This is a genomic window from Variovorax sp. Soil_C_19 (assembly GCF_057657255.1).
In genome coordinates, this window is the sequence record NZ_JBDGIV010000001.1 from 647241 (window position 1) to 665374 (window position 18134).

The 18134-nt window shown below is 68.8% G+C and carries 20 protein-coding genes; 12 read left to right on the top strand and 8 right to left on the bottom strand.

Features of this window, described 5'->3' with window-relative positions:
- Positions 1 to 33 precede the first annotated feature (33 nt).
- Entirely contained in the window at positions 34 to 717 is a 684-nt protein-coding gene (locus AC3A6R_RS03020; RefSeq protein ID WP_487863739.1) for an arylesterase, read from the bottom strand.
- Between AC3A6R_RS03020 and AC3A6R_RS03025 the strand changes: the two genes are divergently transcribed.
- From AC3A6R_RS03025 to rlmB, 4 genes are all read left to right on the top strand, one after another.
- Complete coding sequence (locus AC3A6R_RS03025; protein WP_487858833.1) at positions 716 to 1429, top strand: ABC transporter ATP-binding protein; 714 nt, start codon at positions 716 to 718, stop codon at positions 1427 to 1429. The two genes, AC3A6R_RS03020 and AC3A6R_RS03025, sit on opposite strands and share 2 nt — an antisense overlap.
- A 75-nt stretch (positions 1430 to 1504) precedes the next feature.
- Positions 1505 to 1981, top strand: coding sequence for a ribosomal protein L7/L12 (locus AC3A6R_RS03030; protein WP_487858834.1), 477 nt, complete (start codon positions 1505 to 1507; stop codon positions 1979 to 1981).
- Between the two features lie 21 nt (positions 1982 to 2002).
- A complete protein-coding gene (locus AC3A6R_RS03035; protein WP_487863740.1) occupies positions 2003 to 2995 on the top strand; it encodes a hypothetical protein in 993 nt (330 codons plus the stop codon).
- A 42-nt stretch (positions 2996 to 3037) separates the two neighbouring features.
- Positions 3038 to 3784, top strand: coding sequence for a 23S rRNA (guanosine(2251)-2'-O)-methyltransferase RlmB (gene rlmB, locus AC3A6R_RS03040; protein WP_487858836.1), 747 nt, complete (start codon positions 3038 to 3040; stop codon positions 3782 to 3784).
- Between the two features lie 6 nt (positions 3785 to 3790).
- Here the strand turns inward: rlmB and AC3A6R_RS03045 are convergent, their stop codons facing one another.
- The 4 genes from AC3A6R_RS03045 to AC3A6R_RS03060 all read right to left on the bottom strand — a co-directional run bounded on the left by AC3A6R_RS03045 (position 3791) and on the right by AC3A6R_RS03060 (position 6261).
- Positions 3791 to 3961, bottom strand: coding sequence for a hypothetical protein (locus AC3A6R_RS03045; protein WP_487858837.1), 171 nt, complete (start codon positions 3959 to 3961; stop codon positions 3791 to 3793).
- 93 nt (positions 3962 to 4054) lie between these two features.
- The gene (locus AC3A6R_RS03050) at positions 4055 to 5029 is read right to left on the bottom strand and encodes an aldo/keto reductase (RefSeq protein WP_487863741.1); all 975 of its coding nucleotides are present in this window, start codon (positions 5027 to 5029) and stop codon (positions 4055 to 4057) included.
- Positions 5030 to 5068: 39 nt separating this feature from the next.
- Positions 5069 to 5668 carry a chromate transporter gene (locus tag AC3A6R_RS03055; protein WP_487858839.1) on the bottom strand — a complete coding sequence of 200 codons (600 nt, stop codon included), beginning with the start codon at positions 5666 to 5668 and terminating at the stop codon, positions 5069 to 5071.
- A complete protein-coding gene (locus AC3A6R_RS03060) occupies positions 5665 to 6261 on the bottom strand; it encodes a chromate transporter (RefSeq protein WP_487858840.1) in 597 nt (198 codons plus the stop codon). The genes AC3A6R_RS03055 and AC3A6R_RS03060 overlap by 4 nt, the downstream gene beginning before the upstream one ends.
- Positions 6262 to 6351: 90 nt before the next feature.
- Between AC3A6R_RS03060 and AC3A6R_RS03065 the strand changes: the two genes are divergently transcribed.
- Positions 6352 to 7251, top strand: coding sequence for a YihY/virulence factor BrkB family protein (locus AC3A6R_RS03065; protein ID WP_487863899.1), 900 nt, complete (start codon positions 6352 to 6354; stop codon positions 7249 to 7251).
- Here the strand turns inward: AC3A6R_RS03065 and AC3A6R_RS03070 are convergent.
- Complete coding sequence (locus AC3A6R_RS03070) at positions 7248 to 7802, bottom strand: DUF924 family protein (protein ID WP_487863742.1); 555 nt, start codon at positions 7800 to 7802, stop codon at positions 7248 to 7250. The genes AC3A6R_RS03065 and AC3A6R_RS03070 overlap by 4 nt on opposite strands.
- A gap of 105 nt (positions 7803 to 7907) precedes the next feature.
- Here AC3A6R_RS03070 and AC3A6R_RS03075 point away from each other — a divergent pair, with 105 nt between their 5' ends.
- The 5 genes from AC3A6R_RS03075 (at position 7908) to AC3A6R_RS03095 (ending at position 12764) form a co-directional block, all read left to right on the top strand.
- Positions 7908 to 8357, top strand: a complete 450-nt coding sequence (locus AC3A6R_RS03075) for a CHRD domain-containing protein (protein ID WP_487858842.1) — start codon at positions 7908 to 7910, stop codon at positions 8355 to 8357.
- 130 nt (positions 8358 to 8487) lie between these two features.
- The gene (locus AC3A6R_RS03080) at positions 8488 to 9630 is read left to right on the top strand and encodes a patatin-like phospholipase family protein (RefSeq protein ID WP_487863900.1); all 1143 of its coding nucleotides are present in this window, start codon (positions 8488 to 8490) and stop codon (positions 9628 to 9630) included.
- Between the two features lie 85 nt (positions 9631 to 9715).
- Positions 9716 to 10723, top strand: a complete 1008-nt coding sequence (locus tag AC3A6R_RS03085) for a tripartite tricarboxylate transporter substrate binding protein (RefSeq protein WP_487863743.1) — start codon at positions 9716 to 9718, stop codon at positions 10721 to 10723.
- Between the two features lie 46 nt (positions 10724 to 10769).
- Complete coding sequence (locus AC3A6R_RS03090) at positions 10770 to 11243, top strand: tripartite tricarboxylate transporter TctB family protein (protein ID WP_487858845.1); 474 nt, start codon at positions 10770 to 10772, stop codon at positions 11241 to 11243.
- 18 nt (positions 11244 to 11261) lie between these two features.
- Positions 11262 to 12764 (top strand): tripartite tricarboxylate transporter permease, encoded by a 1503-nt coding sequence (locus AC3A6R_RS03095; protein WP_487863744.1) that lies wholly within the window; start codon positions 11262 to 11264, stop codon positions 12762 to 12764.
- Here the strand turns inward: AC3A6R_RS03095 and AC3A6R_RS03100 are convergent.
- Entirely contained in the window at positions 12748 to 13698 is a 951-nt protein-coding gene (locus AC3A6R_RS03100; RefSeq protein ID WP_487863745.1) for a bifunctional helix-turn-helix transcriptional regulator/GNAT family N-acetyltransferase, read from the bottom strand. The genes AC3A6R_RS03095 and AC3A6R_RS03100 overlap by 17 nt on opposite strands.
- A gap of 167 nt (positions 13699 to 13865) precedes the next feature.
- Between AC3A6R_RS03100 and AC3A6R_RS03105 the strand changes: the two genes are divergently transcribed.
- Positions 13866 to 16232 carry a YgiQ family radical SAM protein gene (locus AC3A6R_RS03105; RefSeq protein ID WP_487863746.1) on the top strand — a complete coding sequence of 789 codons (2367 nt, stop codon included), beginning with the start codon at positions 13866 to 13868 and terminating at the stop codon, positions 16230 to 16232.
- Positions 16233 to 16251: 19 nt separating this feature from the next.
- On the opposite strand, the gene AC3A6R_RS03110 is transcribed toward AC3A6R_RS03105, so the two are convergent.
- Complete coding sequence (locus AC3A6R_RS03110; protein WP_487858849.1) at positions 16252 to 16893, bottom strand: DUF1294 domain-containing protein; 642 nt, start codon at positions 16891 to 16893, stop codon at positions 16252 to 16254.
- 291 nt (positions 16894 to 17184) lie between these two features.
- Between AC3A6R_RS03110 and AC3A6R_RS03115 the strand changes: the two genes are divergently transcribed.
- Positions 17185 to 18105, top strand: a complete 921-nt coding sequence (locus AC3A6R_RS03115) for a DMT family transporter (RefSeq protein ID WP_487863747.1) — start codon at positions 17185 to 17187, stop codon at positions 18103 to 18105.
- Positions 18106 to 18134 lie beyond the last annotated feature (29 nt).

Sequence of the window (18134 nt, forward strand, 5' to 3'; positions counted from 1 at the left end):
TTTTTTGGGCTGCGCCGCGTCCGCCGGGCCGGGCTACTTCGATGCGAGCAGCAGCTTGCGCAGTTCGGGCCAGACGTTGTCGAGCAGTTGCGGCTGCGCCGTGGCGTTGGGGTGGATGCGGTCGGCCTGGAACAGCGCGAGCGCGTCGGGGGCATCGGCCACGCCCTTGAGCAGGAAGGGCACCAGCGGCGACTGGGTCGCGCTGGCCACCTTGCCGAACACCGCCTCGAAGCGGCGCGTGTAGTCGCCGCCGTAGTTCGGCGGCACCTGGATGCCGACGATCAGCACCTTGGCGCCGGCCGCCTGCGCGGCCTTGGTGATGTGCAGCAGGTTGTCTTCGGTGCTTTGCAGCGGCAGGCCGCGCAGCGCATCGTTGGCGCCGAGCTCGAGCACCACATGCGTCGGCTTGTGCTGCGCCAGCAGCGGCGCGAAGCGGGCGCGCCCGCCCGAGGTGGTGTCGCCGCTGATGCTCGCATTGACCACCGTGGCGGCGATCTTCTGTTCGGCCAGCCGCTTCTCGAGCAGGGGCACCCAGCCCTCGCCGCGCTTGAGGCCGTACTCGGCGGAGAGCGAATCGCCGAGCACCAGGATCACCGGCTTGCGAGCGGCTGCGGTGCGCGCGGGCTGGCCCTGCGCCACGGTCCAAGTCCCTGCGCTGCCGACGGCGCCGGCGGTCAAGATAAAGTCACGTCGATTCAAAACGAAAAGCCTTTCCATGTCCCAACCCCCGTCTGATGCCATTGTCGCCGTCGAGCATGTGTTCAAGTCCGTCACGGATTCGACCGGCACGCTGGATATTCTGCAGGACATCGATTTCACCCTGGGCGTGCGGGAGACCGCCGCCATCGTGGGCGCGTCGGGTTCCGGCAAGAGCACGCTGCTGTCGATCATCGCCGGGCTCGACACACCGACCCGCGGCACGGTCCGGCTCGCGGGCGACGACATCTTCGCCATCGACGAGGACGAGCGCGCCGCGCTGCGCGCCCAGCGCGTGGGCTTCGTGTTTCAGAGCTTCCAGCTGCTCGGCAACCTGAGCGCACTCGAAAACGTCATGCTGCCGCTCGAGCTGGCCGACCGCAAGGATGCACGCAAGGCGGCCACCGAAATGCTCGGTCGCGTCGGCCTCGGCCAGCGGCTGGGCCACTATCCCAAGGTGCTGTCGGGCGGCGAGCAGCAGCGCGTCGCACTGGCCCGGGCCTTCGTCGTGCAGCCGGCGCTGCTGCTGGCCGACGAGCCTACCGGCAGCCTCGACTTCGCGACCGGCGAGCAGGTCATGCGCCTGATGTTCGACCTCAACCGCGAGCTCGGCACAACGCTGGTGCTCGTCACCCACGACCGCGGCATCGCGGCCCAGTGCGAGCGCCGCATCACCATCGAGGCCGGCCGCGTGAGCCACAACGAAAAGACCGCCGACGCTGGCAGGCTCTGATGAGCCCCCGCGGCGCGGCGCGGTGCAGGGTGGCCGCGCGCACGACGACAACGACAACGACAAGAGGAGATTTCCATGACGGACGAACTTCCCCCCGAAGCGCGGCTTGCGCTGGAGCGCGGCAACATCATCGAGGCGATCAAGGTCGTGCGCGACCGCACGGGCCTGGGCCTCAAGGAGTCCAAGGACCTCGTCGAGCGTCATGCCGGCCACATGCCTGCCGATTCGCAGGCGCCGGCCGGCGGATTCAGCGGGCCCATGGGCGGCGGCCCGCCGGCCGTTCCGGCCGCAGCCGCTGCGGCCCTGGCCCAAGGCCGCAAGGTCGATGCGGTGAAGATCGTGCGCGAGGCCACCGGTCTCGGTCTGGCCGAGACGCTGAAGCTCATCGAAGGCCACCTGAAGGGACAGCGGGGCGGTGCGGGTGCGCCCGGCGGCGCCTTCGATCCGATGGCCGAACCGGGGCGCGTTGCTTCGGGTGGCGGCAAGGTCTGGCTGGTGATCGTCATCGCGCTTGCGGTGCTGGCCGTGGGCTTTCTCTTCGCGGGCGCCTGAAGAAGCCGTGGACGGGTCGCGATGATCGTTCCGCAGTTCTGGGCCGAAGGCCGCATCCAGCAGATCGTCGACGGCAAGCAGCTCACCGTGCGCCGCTTCGGCTGGTCCGACGACAGCCCGCTGGCTGCGCAGGCCCATGCCGACGCACGCACGCGCGAGGCCTTCGAGCGCATCGCCGCTGGCGAGACGCTCGAGCGCCGCGAACGCAAGCGCGCCTACAACGGTGCCAACGGCATGCCGATTCGCGAGCAGATCCTCGAACGCCATGGCGAGGACATCGTCACGCGCAACGGCTATGGCGCGCGCTGCCTCAACACGCCCGACGTGCTGTTCGTCGACGTCGACTTCGAGGCGCCGCAGACGGGCGGCGCGCGCGGGTTCACAGTGATCGGCGCGGCGCTGATCGGCGTGCTGGTCACCGGCTTCGCGTCGGGTTCGTGGATTGCTGCGGCGGCAGCGGGCATTGCGATCGCCACGATCGGCTTCTGGCGCCTGCGCGCCGAGGGCCTGCGCGCCAGCGAGCCAAAGGGCGACCAAGGCGATCCGCTTGCGGCGGCGAGGGCGCGCATCGACCGCTTCATTCACCAGCATCCGCAATGGCACCTGCGGCTCTACCGCACGCCGTCCGGGCTGCGGGCGCTCGCCATGCACGACGTCTTTGCGCCGCCGGACCATGCGGTCACCGACGTCTTCCAGACACTCGGTGCCGACAAGGTCTATGCACGCATGTGCCGCAACCAGAACTGCTTTCGCGCGCGGCTGACGGCAAAACCCTGGCGCATCGGCATCGGCGAGCACATGCGCCCGCAGCCCGGCGTCTGGCCCGTGGCGCCCGACAAGCTCGCGCTGCGCGACGCCTGGGTCGCACGCTACGAGCAGGTGGCCGAACGCTATGCGGCCTGCGCGTACATCGAGAGCGTGGGCAGCGTGCAGCAGGCGCATCCACGCGCACTCGCGGTGCAGCAGCTGCACGACACACTGACGCGCGCCGGCAGCGGCCTGCCGATCGCCTGAGACGCCGCACGCGGGTCGCCGGGCGGCAGGGATAATCGGGGCATGTCTTCCCCCAAAGTGATCTTCGGCTTCCATGCCGTGGGCGTGCGCATCAAGACCGCGCCGAAATCGGTGCTCGAAGTGATGTTCGACGCCAGCCGGCGCGATGCGCGCATGAAGCAGTTCATCGCGCGCGCCCAGGAGGCCGGCGTGCGGCTCGTCGAGGCCGACGGCCTGCGGCTCGCCAAGCTCAGCGGCAGCCATGGCCACCAGGGCGTGGTGGCGCGGGTCGACCCCGTGGCGCAGGTCCGCTCTCTCGACGAGCTGCTCGAAGGGCTCGAAGAGGCCGGTACCGTGCCGCTGCTGCTGGTGCTCGACGGCGTGACAGATCCGCACAACCTCGGCGCCTGCCTGCGCGTGGCCGACGGCGCGGGCGCGCATGCGGTCATTGCACCCAAGGACCATGCGGCAGGCATCAATGCCACCGTGGCCAAGGTCGCGAGCGGCGCGGCCGAGACCGTGCCGTATTTCATGGTGACCAATCTCGCGCGCACGCTCAACGAGCTCAAGGAACGCAGCATCTGGTGCGTCGGCACGAGCGACGATGCGCCCGGGACGCTCTACCAGAGTGATTTCAAAAGGCCGCTCGCGCTGGTGCTGGGTGCCGAGGGCGAGGGCATGCGCCAGCTCACGCGCAAGACCTGCGACGAGCTGGTCAGCATCCCGATGGCCGGTGCCGTCGAGAGCCTGAACGTCTCGGTGGCGAGTGGGGTTTGCCTCTACGAGGCGCTGCGGCAACGCAGCGCCTGAGCCCCGTCAGGACGGGTCTTTGCTGCGCGTGCGCGCCACGGCGCTGAAGATGCCGATTCCGAGCAGGATCAGCGCGCCGATGCCGATGTAGAGCGTTGGCACGCCGGCGACCGATGCGCCCCAGGCGATACCGCCGAGGAAGATCAAAAAGCCGACCATGTAGAGCGCGAAAGACATGCTTGTTTCCCCGAAAGCTTTGATGCCTCGCAGTATCCCGATGCGCGCCGCGGCCTGACCCGGCCGTCGTCGCCAGTCGGTGTGGGAACTTGCCTACTGATGAGCTTCGGTGGTCTCGGCGCTGGCCCGGTCCAGCATCTCGATGGTGCCGGCATCGAGCTTGAGCTGCGTCGCGACCACCAGTTCTTCCAGTTGCGCGATCGAGGTCGCGCTCGCGATCGGCGCCGTGATCGAAGGCCGCGCGATCTGCCAGGCGATAGCTACCTGTCCCGGCTTGGCGTTGTACTGCTGCGCCACCTTGTCGAGCGCCTCCAGGATGCGAAGGCCGCGCGGATTCAGGTACTTCTGCGTGGTGCTGGCACCGCGCGCGCTCTTGGCGGCATCGGCCTCGGTGCGGTACTTGCCCGTCAGGAAGCCGGCCGCGAGGGCGTAGAAATTGACCACGCCGATCTCGCGCTGCACGCACAGCGGCTCGAGCGCATCCTCGAACGCCGCGCGGTCATAGAGGTTGTAGAGCGGCTGCAGGCTTTCGTAGCGCGCGATGCCGAGCCGCTCCGACACGTCGAGTGCCTCGGCCAGCCGCGGTGCCGTGTAGTTCGAGGCGCCGATGGCGCGTACCTTGCCCTCCTTGATGAGCGCGTCGAAGGCGCCGAGCGTGTCTTCGAGCGGCGTCGCGGCATCGTCGTCGTGCGACTGGTACAGGTCGATGTAGTCGGTCTGCAGGCGCTGGAGCGAGGCTTCCACGGCCTCGCGGATATAGGCTGGCGAGAGGCCCGACTTGCCGTCGCCCATCGGCTTGCCGACCTTGGTGGCCAGCACCACGCGGCTGCGCTTGCCGCTCTGGCGGAGCCACTTGCCGATGATGGTTTCCGATTCGCCGCCGGTGTGGCCCGGCACCCAGCGCGAATAGACGTCGGCGGTGTCGACCAGGTTGAAGCCGGCCTCGACCCAGGCATCAAGCAACTTGAACGAAGCCGCCTCGTCGACCGTCCAGCCGAACACGTTGCCGCCGAAGGCGAGCGGCGAAACCAGGAGGCCGGAGCGGCCGAGCGAGCGGAGTTGCGTCATGGGTGTGTTCCTGAAGAAGAAGGCAGAAAGCGATGAAGATCAGACGAAGCCTACGGCACCGAGCAGCGCACCTGCACCGAGCAGCCACAGCAGGTGGACGCGCGTGCGCCAGACGATGAGCGCGGCCACCGCGGTCAGCAGCCACAGGTGCCACGCGGGCGCGCCGCCGGCCGGGTTGCCGGCCGCCAGCACCCAGCCGGTGGCAATCAGCAGGCCCACCACCACCGGCGCCATGCCCTGCTTGAAGGCCCGCACGCCGCGCCGCTCGCGGTTGCGGTGGCCCCAGCGCGTGGCCAGGTAGGTCAGCGTGGTGCTCGGCAGCATGATGCCCACCATGGTGACCGTCAGCCCGAACAGCCCTAGCAGCCAGGCGAACGGGCCGGCGCCGATGCCGCCGCCAGCATTGAGCCCGACGTTCCAACCCATCAGCGCGACGAAGAGCACGTTGGGCCCCGGCGCCGCCTGTGCGATCGCCACCGAGGAGCTGAACTGCGCGTCGGTGAGCCAGCCGTGCTGCGTGACGAGGTAGCGGTGCATGTCGGGCACCGTGGTGATCGCGCCGCTGATCGACAGCAGCGACAGCAGCAGGTATTGGCCGAAGAGCGCGAGCCAGTCGTGCCATTGCATCGCGATCGTCATGCGGCGATCTTTCGCCAGGTCCAGGCGCATGCCACGCCGCCCACCGCCAGAAGCACCCAGCCGAGCGGAATCTTGAGCAGGGCGATGGCGCCGAACACCACCGCCACGAAGCCCAGGCAGGCGCCGAAGCCGAGCGGATGCCTGCGCAGCTGCGGAATCAGCTTGATGCCGGTGGCGGCGATCAGCCCGCCCGAGACCGCGCCCATGCCGCGCAACGCGCCGGCGACCTGCGGGTTGGCCGCATAGTGCGCGTAGAGCACGGCCAGCACCAGAATCACCACGAGCGGCACCGCGAGCATGCCGGCCACTGCGGCCACCGCGCCGCGCAGGCCGAAGTAGCGGTCGCCGATCATCAGCGCGAGGTTGATCACGTTCGGCCCCGGCATGACCTGGGCCACGGCCCAGTCCTCGAGGAACTGCTCGGGCGTGAGCCAGCGCTTCTTCTCGACCATCTCGCGCTGCACGATGGCGAGCACGCCACCGAATCCCTGCAGCGCCAGCCAGGTGAAGGAAACGAAAAGGTCGCGTGGCGACTGCGGTTGCGCAGGGGATGCGGGTGGTGGCGGCGCCGCGCCGGAGGGGGACGGATGCATGTGAATGGGATTATCGTAGCCCTGCCTGCAGGCTGCTGGGGAGCGGACTGACAGGCGTCGACAACTCACCCAGGGAGAATCACCAAGATGATGCCAATCCGCGCACTTTTCGATCTTTGCAAGCAGGCCTTCGCGTCGTGGTCGAACGACTATGCGCCGAGCATGGGCGCCGCGCTCGCCTACTACACCGTGTTCTCAATAGCACCGCTGCTCCTGATCGTCATTTCGGTGGCAGGACTGGTGTTCGGCGAGGAGGCCGCGCGCGGCGAGATCTTCGCGCAGCTCGCGGGGCTCATGGGCGAGCAGGGCGCCGCCGCAGTGCAGGGCATGCTGCAAGCCGTGAACAAGCCGACCGAAGGCGTGGTGGCCACCGTGCTGGGCATCGGCCTGCTGGTGGTCGGCGCGACCACCGTGTTCGGCGAACTGCAGGACTCGCTCGACCGCATCTGGCGTGCGCCCGCGCGGGCCAAGAGCTCGGGCCTGTTCAACCTGGTGCGCGTGCGGCTGCTGTCGTTCAGCATGATCATGGGCATCGGCTTCCTGCTCATCGTGTCGCTGGTCGCGAGCGCGGCGCTGGCTGCGCTGAGCAAGTGGTGGTCGCCGGTGTTCGGCGCCTGGGCCACGCTGGCGCAGGCAGTGAACTTCGCCTTCAGTTTCGCGATGGTCACGGTGATCTTCGCGATGATCTACAAGATCATGCCGCGGGCGAAAGTGCAGTGGCGCGACGTCTGGGTCGGGGCCGCGGCCACGGCGATGCTGTTCACGATCGGCAAGCACCTCATCGGCCTCTACATCGGCAAGAGCAGCGTCGCCTCGGGCTACGGCGCGGCGGGTTCGCTGGTGGTGGTGCTGGTGTGGGTGTATTACTCGGCGCAGATCTTCCTGCTCGGGGCCGAGTTCACCTGGGTCTATGCCAAGACCTACGGATCGCGCCGCCACGACAAGGCCGACGCGCCTGCCAGCGCGTCGCCGAGCCGCTCGGGCACCTAACCTGCGAAGCCGCCTTCGTCGAGGAAGCGCTGCTCTTCGGGCGTGCTTTCGCGCCCGAGCATGCGGTTGCGGTGCGGAAAGCGGCCGAAGCGCTCGATGATGTCGCGGTGCAGCACCGCGAAGCGCTGCGTGTTCGCATCGAGGGCGGCATTGAGCTCGACCGAGCGCGCCTGGTCCGCGGGCGACTCCGAATGCATGAACGGCAGATAGAAGAAGCGCCTGAGCGCGTCGTCGACCGCGCGATCGAAGCCGTCGTCGATGGCCCGGCGCGCGACGTCGAGCGCCTTGTCGTCGGTGGCCACCATGCGCGCCTCGCCGCGCCAGGTGTTGCGCGGAAACTGGTCGAGCAGCACCAGCAGCGCGAGCGCGCCTTCGGCATCGTGCAGCCAGCCATCGAGCTGTCCGGCGGCGGCCGCTTCATGGGCGGCGAGGAAGCGTTCGCGGAATGCGGCATCGAAGGCCGCATCCTTGGCGAACCAGCGTTCGGGCCCCGCATCGCGCCAGAAGTCGACGATGTCGCGGGCCGAGGGGAGGGAGGCAGAAGGGTTCATGGCCGCATTCTCCTTCGGTTGAAAAAGTCGCGGTGGTGGCCGACATGCGCTCGTGGCGGCGCTGCCTATGCTGTAGCGGTTTTCATCATTCCAGGAGATCGACACATGAACCGATATGGCACCCTTTTGCGCGCGACCCTCGTTGCCGGCGTGGCCAGTGCCGCCTTGGCGGGCTGCGGAATGATGTCGCGGTCGAACGTCGCGAGCTTCAGCGGCACGATGAATGCCGCCAGCGAAGTGCCGCCCAACATGACGCGCGGCAGCGGCCTGGCCGAGGCCTGGCTCAACCGGGACACCAACGTCCTGAAATACAAGATCACCTACACCGGCCTCAGCGGGCCGGCCACCGCAGCGCACTTCCACGGACCGGCCACCGCCGGCGCCAACGCCGGCGTGGTGCTGCCCTTTGCCAATGCGGCCAGCCCGATCGAGGGCCAGGCCACGCTCACGCCGGCGCAGGCCGCCGACCTGATCGCGGGCAAGTGGTACGCCAACATCCACACCGCCGCCAACCCGGCCGGCGAGATCCGCGGGCAGATGCTGCCCAAGATGTAGCAGCGCCCGCAAGGCTCGGCTGCGGCGCCGGCGCTGGTGTCCAATGCACCGCATGACCCCCCGCAAGCCGAAGCCCCGCACCACCGCTCGCCAGCCCGTCATCGATCCGTTCCGCGGCCGCCGCGAGGACATGCGCGCCGCGCGCAAGGCACTGGTGTTGCAGGGCGGCGGCGCGCTCGGCGCCTACCAGGCCGGCGTGTATGCCGCGCTGAGCGAGACCGACCTGCAGCCGCACTGGATCGCCGGCGTCTCGATCGGTGCCATCAACGCGGCGCTGATTGCCGGCAATGCGCCGGGCCGCCGCGTCGAGCGGCTGCGCGAGTTCTGGCACCTGGTGTCGTCCGGTCCCGCGCAGCGCCTGCCGCCGTGGCTCGGCGACCGCGCCACGCAGAACCAGTGGAGCGCGGCGATGGCCGTGCTGGTGGGCATTCCCGGCTTCTTCGAACCGCGCTATTCGCCTTCTCTGCTGCTGGGCGCCGCGGCGCCGCTGCTGAGCTACTACGACACCGCGCCGCTGCGGCAAACGCTCGAGCGCCTGGTGGACTTCGACCGCATCAACGCGCGCGAAGCGCGCTTCAGCGTGGGCGCGGTCGACGTGCGCACCGGCAACTCGGTCTACTTCGACAACACGCGCCACCGCATCGGTCCCGAGCACATCATGGCGAGCGGTGCGCTGCCGCCGGGCTTCGCGCCGGTATGCATCGACGGCGAGCACTACTGGGACGGTGGCATCGTCTCGAACACCCCGCTGCAGTACGTGCTCGACGTGCATCCGCGCTCCGAGCCGCTGGTGGTGCTGCAGGTCGACCTGTTCAGCGCGCGCGGCGAAATACCGCGAACGCTCTCGGGCGTGCTGGAGCGGCAGAAGGACATCACCTACTCCAGCCGCACCCGGCTGAACACCGACGCATTGGCGGCCAACGTGAACCTGCAGCAGGCGATCGCGGACCTGATCGCCAGGCTGCCCGCGCACCTGCGCGACGATCCCTCGGTGCGCGCGGTGCAGGCCGGGCTCACGCACGAGCCGATCGACATCTTCCACCTGATCTACCGCGACAAGCCCTACGAGCGCGAGTCGAAGGACTACGAGTTCTCGCGCGCCGCGGTCGAGGAGCACTGGGAGGCCGGCGTGCGCGACATGCGCCGCACGCTCGCGCACCCCGAGACGCTGCGCAGCGATGCCACGGTCAACGGCGTGACCACTTTCGACTTCTGCGAGCCAGGCGTCGAACGCGTCAAGCGGCCCGGCCTGGTGCGCACAAGGGATGGTTGACCCTAATGTCTCCGGCGGGCGAAACGTGAGAAAACCGGTTTCCGTTCAATCGTCATACCAATGACCTCGACAGGAGACAACCGCCATGCGTGCCCGTCCAGCCCGTTTCTTCTCCCGACGCTCCTTCGTGACCCATGCCGCCGGCGTCGCCGCGGGGCTCGCCCTGTTTGCCGCGGCGGCCCCCGCGGCCGCCCAGGCCTACCCGAGCCGCCCGGTCACGCTGATCGTGCCCTGGGGCGCGGGCGGCGGCACCGATGCCACGGCGCGCATCATCGCGAGCCTGCTTGAAAAGGAGCTCGGCCAGCCGTTCACGGTGGTGAACCGTACCGGCGGCAACGGCGTGGTGGGCCATGCGGCCATCGCCGCGGCAGCGCCCGACGGCTACACCATCGGCATGGCCACGGTCGAGATCGGCATGATGCATTGGCAGGGCCTCACGCAGCTGACGAGCGCCTCGTACACGCCCATCGGCCTGGCCAACCTCGACCCCGCCGGCATCCAGGTCGGTGCCGATGCGCCATACAAGACGGTGGCCGACCTGCTCACCGCCATCAAGGCGAACCCGGGCAAGCTGAAAGCCTCGGGCACGGGGCAGGGCGGCATCTGGCACCTCGCGATCGCGGGGCTGCTGCGCGACCAGAAGATCGACCCCGCGGCGGTGCCCTGGGTGCCGAGCAACGGCGCCGCGCCGGGCCTGCAGGACGTGGTGGCGGGCGGCGTCGCGATCGCACCGGTGTCGCTGCCCGAGGCGCGTTCGCTGATCGATGCCGGCAAGGTCAAGAGCCTCGCGATCATGAGCGACAAGCCCTCGGCGCTGTACCCCAACGTGCCCACGCTCAAGTCGGCCATCGGCAGCGACTGGTCGATGGCGGCGTGGCGCGGCATCGTCGCGCCCAAGGGCCTGCCCAACGACGTGCGCGACAAGCTCGCGGCCGCGCTCAAGAAGGTGGTGGCCAGCAAGGACTACACCGACTTCATGGCCTCGCGCGGCTTCGGCGTGATCTATGCCGGGCCCGACGAGTTTGCCACCTACATGGCGAAATCCGATGCCGAACTCGGCGCGACGATGAAGGCAGTGGGCATCGTCAAGTGAGCGCCCTGCGCAGCGTGGCCGCGCCGGGCACGGGGGCCCTGGCGCGATGAAGTTCAACGATGCCGTCTTCGGACTGGTCCTGCTCGTGCTCGGCGGGCTGGTGCTCGCTGTGGTGCGGGGCTTTCCCGGCATGGCGGGCCAGCAGTTCGGGCCCGCGCTCTTTCCGGGGCTGATCGCCGCGGGGCTGTGCGTCTGCGGTGCGCTTCTGTTGGCGAAGGGCTGGCGCGAGCGCCGGACCGTCGCCTGGGTGCGGCTCGGCGCCTGGACGGCCTCGCCGCGCCATGTGCTCGCGGTGGCGCTGGTCATCGGCGCCGTGCTGTTCTACATGCTGCTGTCCGAGCGCGTCGGCTTCCTGCCGATCGCCGCGATCCTGCTGCTCGCGTTGATGCTGGTCATGCGGGTGCCGCCAGCGCGTGCGCTGCTGATCGCCGTCGTCGCGGCGCTCGTGATCCACACCGTGTTCTACAAGCTGCTGCGCGTTCCTCTGCCCTGGGGCGTGCTGATGCCGATCGCCTGGTAACCACCGAAAGCAACCTCCATGTCGGCAGCCCTCTTGCAGGCTTTCTCGATGGTGTTCGAGCCCTACACGCTCCTCGTGATGGTGCTGGCGGCGCTCTATGGCCTCTTCGTCGGCGCGGTGCCGGGACTGTCGGCCACCATGGCCGTCGCGCTGTTGGTGCCCGTGACCTTCTTCATGCAGCCGATCCCCGCGATCGCGGCCATGGTGACGGCCACCGCGATGGCGATCTTCTCGGGCGACATACCGGGCTGTCTGTTGCGCATTCCGGGCACGCCGGCTTCGGCGGCCTACACCGACGAGGCCTTCGCGATGACGCGCAAGGGCATGGCCGAGACCGCGCTCGGTGCGGGGCTGGTTTTTTCGGCCGCGGGCGGGCTCTTCGGCACCGTGGTGCTGATCGTCGCTGCACCGGCGCTCGCCGATTTCGCGCTCAACTTCAGTTCGTTCGAGTACTTCTGGCTCGTGCTGCTGGGCCTGACCTGCGCGGTGTTCATCACCTCCGACCGGCCGCTCAAGGGCATGGTCACGCTGCTGCTGGGCTTGCTCGTGGCCTGCGTGGGGCTCGGCAATCCCGCGGGCTTTCCGCGCTTCACCTTCGGCAATGCCGAGATGACCGGCGGTATCGGCATGATCCCGATGATGATCGGCATGTTCGCCGTGTCGGAAGTGATCCGCTTCGCTGTCGACACGCGGCCACCGGGCGAGATCATGGTCGACAAGGTGGGCCGCGTGCTTGCGGGCCAGTGGGCGCTGGCGAAGAAGTACCCGGTGCAGATCCTGCGCGGCAGCGTGCTCGGTACCGCGGTGGGCTCGCTGCCGGGCGCGGGGGCCGACATCGCGGCATGGATGTCGTACGCCACGAGCAAGAAGTTCTCGAAGGAACCCGAGAAGTTCGGCACCGGCCACGTGGAGGGCATCGTCGAATCGGGTGCGGCCAACAACAGCGCGCTCGCGGGCGCGTGGATCCCGGCGCTGGTGTTCGGCATCCCGGGCGACTCGATCACCGCCATCGTGATCGGCGTGCTCTACATGAAGAACCTCAACCCGGGACCGACGCTGTTCACGACCAATCCGCAGAACATCTACGCGGTGTTCCTGCTGTTCATCATCGCCAACCTCATCATGATTCCGCTCGGCGTTCTGTGCATCAAGGTGGCCAAGCGGATCCTGCGGGTGCCGCGCAACGTGCTGATGCCGCTGATCCTGCTTTTCTGCATCGTCGGCGCGTTCGCGATCAACAACTCGCTGTTCGACGTCGGCGTGATGCTGGTGGCGGGCATCGTGGCCTACTTGCTCGAGGAAAACGGCTTTCCCGTCGCGCCGGCGATCCTCGGCGTGGTGCTCGGCGGCATGCTCGAGGAGAACTTCATCACCTCGATGATCAAGTCCGACGGGCAGCTCGTCGGCTTCGTGTCGCGCCCGATCGCGGCCTCGCTGGCCGTCGTGGTGGTGCTGGTGTGGCTCGTGCCGGTGTCGAGGTTGCTGTGGCTGCGCAGGCGCCGCGCTACGACGACAGCCTGAGCGACCAGGTCTCGCCCACGAGCTGCTGCCCGAAGCCTTCGTAAGGCTCGGCCTTGTCGAGCTTGAAGCCGCGCTTGGCGTAGATTGCACGTGCGGCAGCTAGGCAGCTGTTGGTCCAGAGCACCATCCTGCGATAGCCCTTCGAACGAGCGAAGGCGATGCATTCGTCGGTCAGGCGCCCACCAAGCCCGAGGCCACGCGCCGACGGTGCCAGCAGCAGCAGGCGCAATTGCGCGGTGAGGGCCGACTTGCGCACCACGAACACCGCGCCCACGCGCTCGCCGTCGAGCTCGGCGATCCAGCATTTCTCCCCCTCGGGCTGGAACTTGCGCACGAACTGCGCCACGACCTCGGCGACCAGCGCCTCGAATGTGGTGTTCCAGCCGTACTCGCGCGCGTACAGCTCGCCGTGCTGCTGCACCACCCAGCCCATGTCGCCGGGCTGCGGATCGCGCAGCACGACGGTACGGGTGCGGACCGGCGCACTGTGGCCCGGATCGAGCAGGCGCTCGATGCGCGCCATGGCCTCTACCACCTGCTGCCGTTCGGGCGGCGGCAGCGGCGCGAGCAGGGCGGCGGCCTCGTCGCGCGACTTCTGCTGCAGTGGCGCGAAGGCCGCATGGCCAGCCTCGGTGAGGCGCAGCACGCTCTGGCGCGCATCGCGCGCGTGGCGTTCGCGCACCAGCCAGCCCGATGCCTCGAAGCGGCGCAGGATGCGGCTCAGGTAGCCCGCGTCGAGGCGAAGGTCGCGCCCGATCTCGCTCGCCACGGGCGTCTCGCGGTGCGCGAGTTCGTAGAGCACGCGCACATCGGTCAGCGACATGTCGCTGCCAAGGTACGGATCGAGCACGCCGATGCGGCCCGTGTAGAAGCGGTTGAAGCGCCGGATCGCCTTGACGGCGGCGGGGTCGGGGGTGGACGCAGATGCCAGCATGTTTGCCATTGTCATGTTGATATTTGACTTTGGCAATCGATTGAATGGCCTTGCTGACATTGCGCCAAGCGCGCGCAGCGCGACAGATGTGATGGAAAACCCTAAAATCACGGGTTGCCCATTGCGGCGCCGGCCGACCCGAGCCGCGCGCCGCCCACTTCCCCACGATGAACGCCCCCGTCGACGTCTCCTTTTTCGCGCGTGCCGCCAAGCCGCTGACCAGCTACCGAAAGTACTGGGCCGCGCGTTTCGGTACGGCCAAGTTCCTGCCGACCACGCGCAAGGAGATGGACGCGCTCGGCTGGGACAGCTGCGACATCATCGTGGTGACCGGCGACGCCTATGTCGACCATCCGAGCTTCGGCATGGCCGTGATCGGCCGCATGCTCGAGGCGCAGGGCTTCCGCGTAGGCATCATCGCGCAGCCCGACTGGCAGAGCGCCGAGCCGTTCAAGGCGCTCGGCAAGCCGAACCTGTTCTTCGGCGTGACCGCCGGCAACATGGATTCGATGATCAACCGCTACACGGCCGACCGGAAGATCCGCAGCGACGATGCCTACACGCCCGGCGACGTCGGCGGTGCCCGGCCCGACCGCGCGGCGATCGTGTATTCGCAGCGCTGCAAGGAAGCCTGGAACGACGTGCCGATCGTCCTGGGCGGCATCGAAGGCTCGCTGCGACGCATCGCCCACTACGACTACTGGTCGGACAAGGTGCGCCGCTCCATCGTCGTCGACGCCAAGTGCGACCTGCTGCTGTACGGCAACGCGGAGCGGGCCATCGTCGAGATCGCGCACCGCCTGGCCGCCAAGGAGCCGGTGCAACAGATCACCGACGTCCGCGGCACCGCCTATGTGCGGCGCGAGACGCCCGAGGGATGGTTCGAGATCGACTCCACCAGCGTGGACGAACCCGGCCGCGTCGAGGCGCACGTCAACCCGTACCTGATGGTGTCGGAGCAGGCCAAGGCCAACGGCGCCACCTGCGCGAAGGAAGACGAGGCCGAGGCCGTGGCACGCGCGGCCGAGGCGGGCGCCGCCGTGGTCAACCCCGCGATCAAGCCGCTGACCTTCGTGCCGAACCCTGCCCTGGCGCAGCGCGCCAAGCTCAAGGTGCCGCCGCGCGACCGCAGCGTGATCCGCCTGCCGTCGTACGAGCAGGTGCGCGCCGACCCGGTGCTCTATGCCCACGCCAACCGCGTGCTGCACCTCGAGACCAACCCCGGCAATGCGCGCGCGCTGGTGCAGGCCCACGGCGAGGGCGCCACGGCGCGCGACGTGTGGATCAACCCGCCGCCGATCCCGCTCACCACGGCCGAGATGGACCACGTGTTCGACCTGCCGTACGCGCGCAGCCCGCATCCGCGCTATGCCGACGAGAACGGCAGCCACGACGGCGCGACCAAGATCCCCGCCTGGGAAATGATCCGCTTCAGCGTGAACATCATGCGCGGCTGCTTCGGCGGCTGCACCTTCTGCTCGATCACCGAGCACGAGGGCCGCATCATCCAGAGCCGCTCGGAAGACTCGATCATCAAGGAGGTCGAGGCCATCCGCGATTCGGTCAAGGGCTTCACCGGCACCATCTCCGACCTCGGCGGCCCGACGGCCAACATGTACCGCATCGGCTGCAAGTCGCCCGAGATCGAGTCGGCCTGCCGCAAGCCCAGCTGCGTGTACCCGGGCATCTGCCCGAACCTCAACACCAACCACGATCCGCTGATCAAGATCTACCGCCGTGCGCGTGCGCTCAAGGGCATCAAGAAGATCCTGATCGGCTCGGGCCTGCGCTACGACCTGGCCGTGCAGTCGCCCGAGTACGTGAAGGAACTGGTGCAGCACCACGTCGGCGGCTACCTGAAGATCGCGCCCGAGCACACCGAGCAGGGCCCGCTCACCAAGATGATGAAGCCGGGCATCGGCAGCTACGACAAGTTCAAGCAGATGTTCGAGAAGTACTCGGCCGAGGCGGGCAAGAAGCAGTACCTCATTCCGTACTTCATTGCTGCGCACCCGGGCACGAGCGACGAGGACATGATGAACCTCGCGATCTGGCTCAAGAAGAACGGGTTTCGCGCCGACCAGGTGCAGACCTTCTACCCGAGCCCGATGGCCACGGCCACGACGATGTACCACACCAACAAGAACCCGCTGCGCAAGGTCACGCGCGTGAGCGAGACGGTGGACATCGTGCGCGGCGACAAGCGGCGCCGCCTGCACAAGGCCTTCCTGCGCTACCACGATGCCAACAACTGGCCGCTGCTGCGCGAGGCGCTCAAGGCCATGGGCCGCGCTGACCTGATCGGCAACGGCAAGCATCACCTCATTCCGACCTGGCAGCCGCTGACCGACGGTGGCTACACCAGTGCGCGGCGCAAGAACTCGACCTCTGCGCCTGTGGCGCTCGCGCCTGTCAAGCGGACGTCGGTGAAGCCCTCGAAGGGCCGCATTCTCACGCAGCACACCGGCCTGCCGCCGCGCGACAACGGCAGTGGCGGCAAGCCGGTCAACAAGCCCTCACGCAAGGTGCGTTGATGCGTTGGAGAAGGCGCGGTCAGCCGAAGGCCGCGTGCTTCGACAGCCAGAACACCCATGCCCCCAGCGCCGCGCCATGCAGCGCGACCGTGGCGTAGAACCGCCACAGGAAACTCGCCTTGCTCGACTTGTGCCGCAGCAGCCGCTGTGCGCACCACGCGCCCGGCCAGCCGCCTGCGAATGCGAGCAGGTGCAGCGTGCTTTCCTGCGTGCGCCAGCGCCCGGCCCGCGCCGCGCTCTTGTCGAGGGCGTAGGCCACGAAAGTGAGCACGCTCAGCCCTGCAACGACTGCCAGCGCGAGCAGCGGCAGGCGGCCGAGCCACACGGCGGCGCCCAGCGCAGCGGCATAGATCACGATCAGCCACGCGCCCCACGGCGTGCCCGCCGCACTGCGACTCGAGGGACGGCGCGGCTGTGCGCGTGACGCTGCACGAGGCACTCCACTCGCCGAGGCCTCAGCAGCCTCCACGGCCACTGCCCGCGGCCCCTTGCCACCGACATGAATTTCCTCGAATCGCACCGCCATGCCGACCTGCGGCTTCAGCTGGCGATCGAGAAAGTCGCGCAGGTGCACGAACACATCGGCCGACACCTCCGGGCTGCGGATGAAACCGAAGCCGCGTTCGGCCTCCCAGCGAACGAGACGACCTTGGCGCTTCATGAAATCCGGAGAAAGAGGGCTGGGCACATGCCGGCGCATTCTCTCTTGTGGGCCCGCGGTCGCGCTCCTATCATCGGCCGCTCATGAATCTGCATCACTCTCCCCCTCCGTCGACCCGCTGCTGACGTTCGCGCGCGCCTCGCGCGCGCCCGTCAGACCCGCAAGTGGTCGCTGCCGTCCGCCTTCTTCCGCTGATCGAAGAACGCCGGGCGGTGGCCGGATGGTCATGCCCGCTCCCGGCGCTGCGTCGACACGACGCCGCGGCGGCGGGCCCCACGGAGAGTTTCATCAATGAGTGCAAGAACAACGGTCGTCCTGGCCTGGGGCGGCGTGCTGCTGGCCGGCGTGCTCTGGGGCGGCGGCGCGCTGGTGGCGCAATTCCTGATCGATGGCGGCATCGCACCGCAGAGCCTGTCGCTCGCGCGCTTTGCGCTCGGCCTGCCGCTGCTCTGGTGCCTGCACTGGCACATGCATCGCGCGGAGGCAGCAACGCCCACCTGGCGGAGCATGGCGCCGCGCGAGCGGTGGCAGGTGGCCGGGACCGGCGCTGCGGTGGCCCTGAACGTGAGCTGCTGGTTCGCCGGCATCGCACACCTGGGCGCGGCGCTTCCCACGGTGATTTCGATCTGCTGCGCGCCCGTGATCGTGGCGCTGGTATCGGTGCTGCGCGGCCATGAGCGCTTCGGCATGCGCCTCGCCTCGGGATTGCTGCTGGCAATCGGCGGGGTGGCGCTGCTCGTGGCGCCGGCGGCGGGCTGGCAGCGCAATGGCCTGCCGGCGGACTATTCGGCAGGCCTCGCATGGTCATTCGGCTCGGCCTTCTGCTACGCGGCGGTGGTGCTCGGCAATGCGCGTATGCCGCAACGCCTCGGGGCGGTCACCGCGTCGGCCTGGGGAATGAGCGTGGCCGCGCTCTGCATGCTGGCGATCGCGTGGCCGGCGGGCATCACCTGGCCGGCGGGCGCGGCGCAGTGGCTCGGCGTGGGCTACACGGGCGTGGTCACCACGTCGGTCGCCTACCTGGCGTTCGCATGGGGTGCACGGCGGCTGCCGCCCACGTCCGCGGTGGTGGGCACGCTGGTCGAGCCGCTCGTGGCCGCGCTGCTGGCCGGGCTGCTCCTTGCGCAGCCGATGGCGCCGCGGCAATGGCTGGGGGCGGCGGTGCTTGCGCTGGCCATGTTGTTGCTCGCATGGCCGCGACGCACGGGATGAACGGCCCAGGTTGAACGGACGAGGCGCCG

What these genes read in the sequence shown, in the direction of transcription:
- AC3A6R_RS03020 (WP_487863739.1), bottom strand. Translation starts at nt 717, where the DNA reads ATGGAAAGGCTTTTCGTTTTGAATCGACGTGACTTTATCTTGACCGCC.
- AC3A6R_RS03110 (WP_487858849.1), bottom strand. Translation starts at nt 16,893, where the DNA reads ATGAAGCGCCAAGGTCGTCTCGTTCGCTGGGAGGCCGAACGCGGCTTC.
- AC3A6R_RS03090 (WP_487858845.1), top strand. Translation starts at nt 10,770, where the DNA reads ATGAAGTTCAACGATGCCGTCTTCGGACTGGTCCTGCTCGTGCTCGGC.
- AC3A6R_RS03100 (WP_487863745.1), bottom strand. Translation starts at nt 13,698, where the DNA reads ATGCTGGCATCTGCGTCCACCCCCGACCCCGCCGCCGTCAAGGCGATC.
- AC3A6R_RS03105 (WP_487863746.1), top strand. Translation starts at nt 13,866, where the DNA reads ATGAACGCCCCCGTCGACGTCTCCTTTTTCGCGCGTGCCGCCAAGCCG.
- AC3A6R_RS03065 (WP_487863899.1), top strand. Translation starts at nt 6,352, where the DNA reads ATGCCAATCCGCGCACTTTTCGATCTTTGCAAGCAGGCCTTCGCGTCG.
- AC3A6R_RS03095 (WP_487863744.1), top strand. Translation starts at nt 11,262, where the DNA reads ATGTCGGCAGCCCTCTTGCAGGCTTTCTCGATGGTGTTCGAGCCCTAC.
- AC3A6R_RS03030 (WP_487858834.1), top strand. Translation starts at nt 1,505, where the DNA reads ATGACGGACGAACTTCCCCCCGAAGCGCGGCTTGCGCTGGAGCGCGGC.
- AC3A6R_RS03035 (WP_487863740.1), top strand. Translation starts at nt 2,003, where the DNA reads ATGATCGTTCCGCAGTTCTGGGCCGAAGGCCGCATCCAGCAGATCGTC.
- AC3A6R_RS03075 (WP_487858842.1), top strand. Translation starts at nt 7,908, where the DNA reads ATGAACCGATATGGCACCCTTTTGCGCGCGACCCTCGTTGCCGGCGTG.
- AC3A6R_RS03055 (WP_487858839.1), bottom strand. Translation starts at nt 5,668, where the DNA reads ATGACGATCGCGATGCAATGGCACGACTGGCTCGCGCTCTTCGGCCAA.
- AC3A6R_RS03070 (WP_487863742.1), bottom strand. Translation starts at nt 7,802, where the DNA reads ATGAACCCTTCTGCCTCCCTCCCCTCGGCCCGCGACATCGTCGACTTC.
- rlmB (WP_487858836.1), top strand. Translation starts at nt 3,038, where the DNA reads ATGTCTTCCCCCAAAGTGATCTTCGGCTTCCATGCCGTGGGCGTGCGC.
- AC3A6R_RS03045 (WP_487858837.1), bottom strand. Translation starts at nt 3,961, where the DNA reads ATGTCTTTCGCGCTCTACATGGTCGGCTTTTTGATCTTCCTCGGCGGT.
- AC3A6R_RS03085 (WP_487863743.1), top strand. Translation starts at nt 9,716, where the DNA reads ATGCGTGCCCGTCCAGCCCGTTTCTTCTCCCGACGCTCCTTCGTGACC.
- AC3A6R_RS03060 (WP_487858840.1), bottom strand. Translation starts at nt 6,261, where the DNA reads ATGCATCCGTCCCCCTCCGGCGCGGCGCCGCCACCACCCGCATCCCCT.
- AC3A6R_RS03050 (WP_487863741.1), bottom strand. Translation starts at nt 5,029, where the DNA reads ATGACGCAACTCCGCTCGCTCGGCCGCTCCGGCCTCCTGGTTTCGCCG.
- AC3A6R_RS03115 (WP_487863747.1), top strand. Translation starts at nt 17,185, where the DNA reads ATGAGTGCAAGAACAACGGTCGTCCTGGCCTGGGGCGGCGTGCTGCTG.
- AC3A6R_RS03080 (WP_487863900.1), top strand. Translation starts at nt 8,488, where the DNA reads ATGCGCGCCGCGCGCAAGGCACTGGTGTTGCAGGGCGGCGGCGCGCTC.
- AC3A6R_RS03025 (WP_487858833.1), top strand. Translation starts at nt 716, where the DNA reads ATGTCCCAACCCCCGTCTGATGCCATTGTCGCCGTCGAGCATGTGTTC.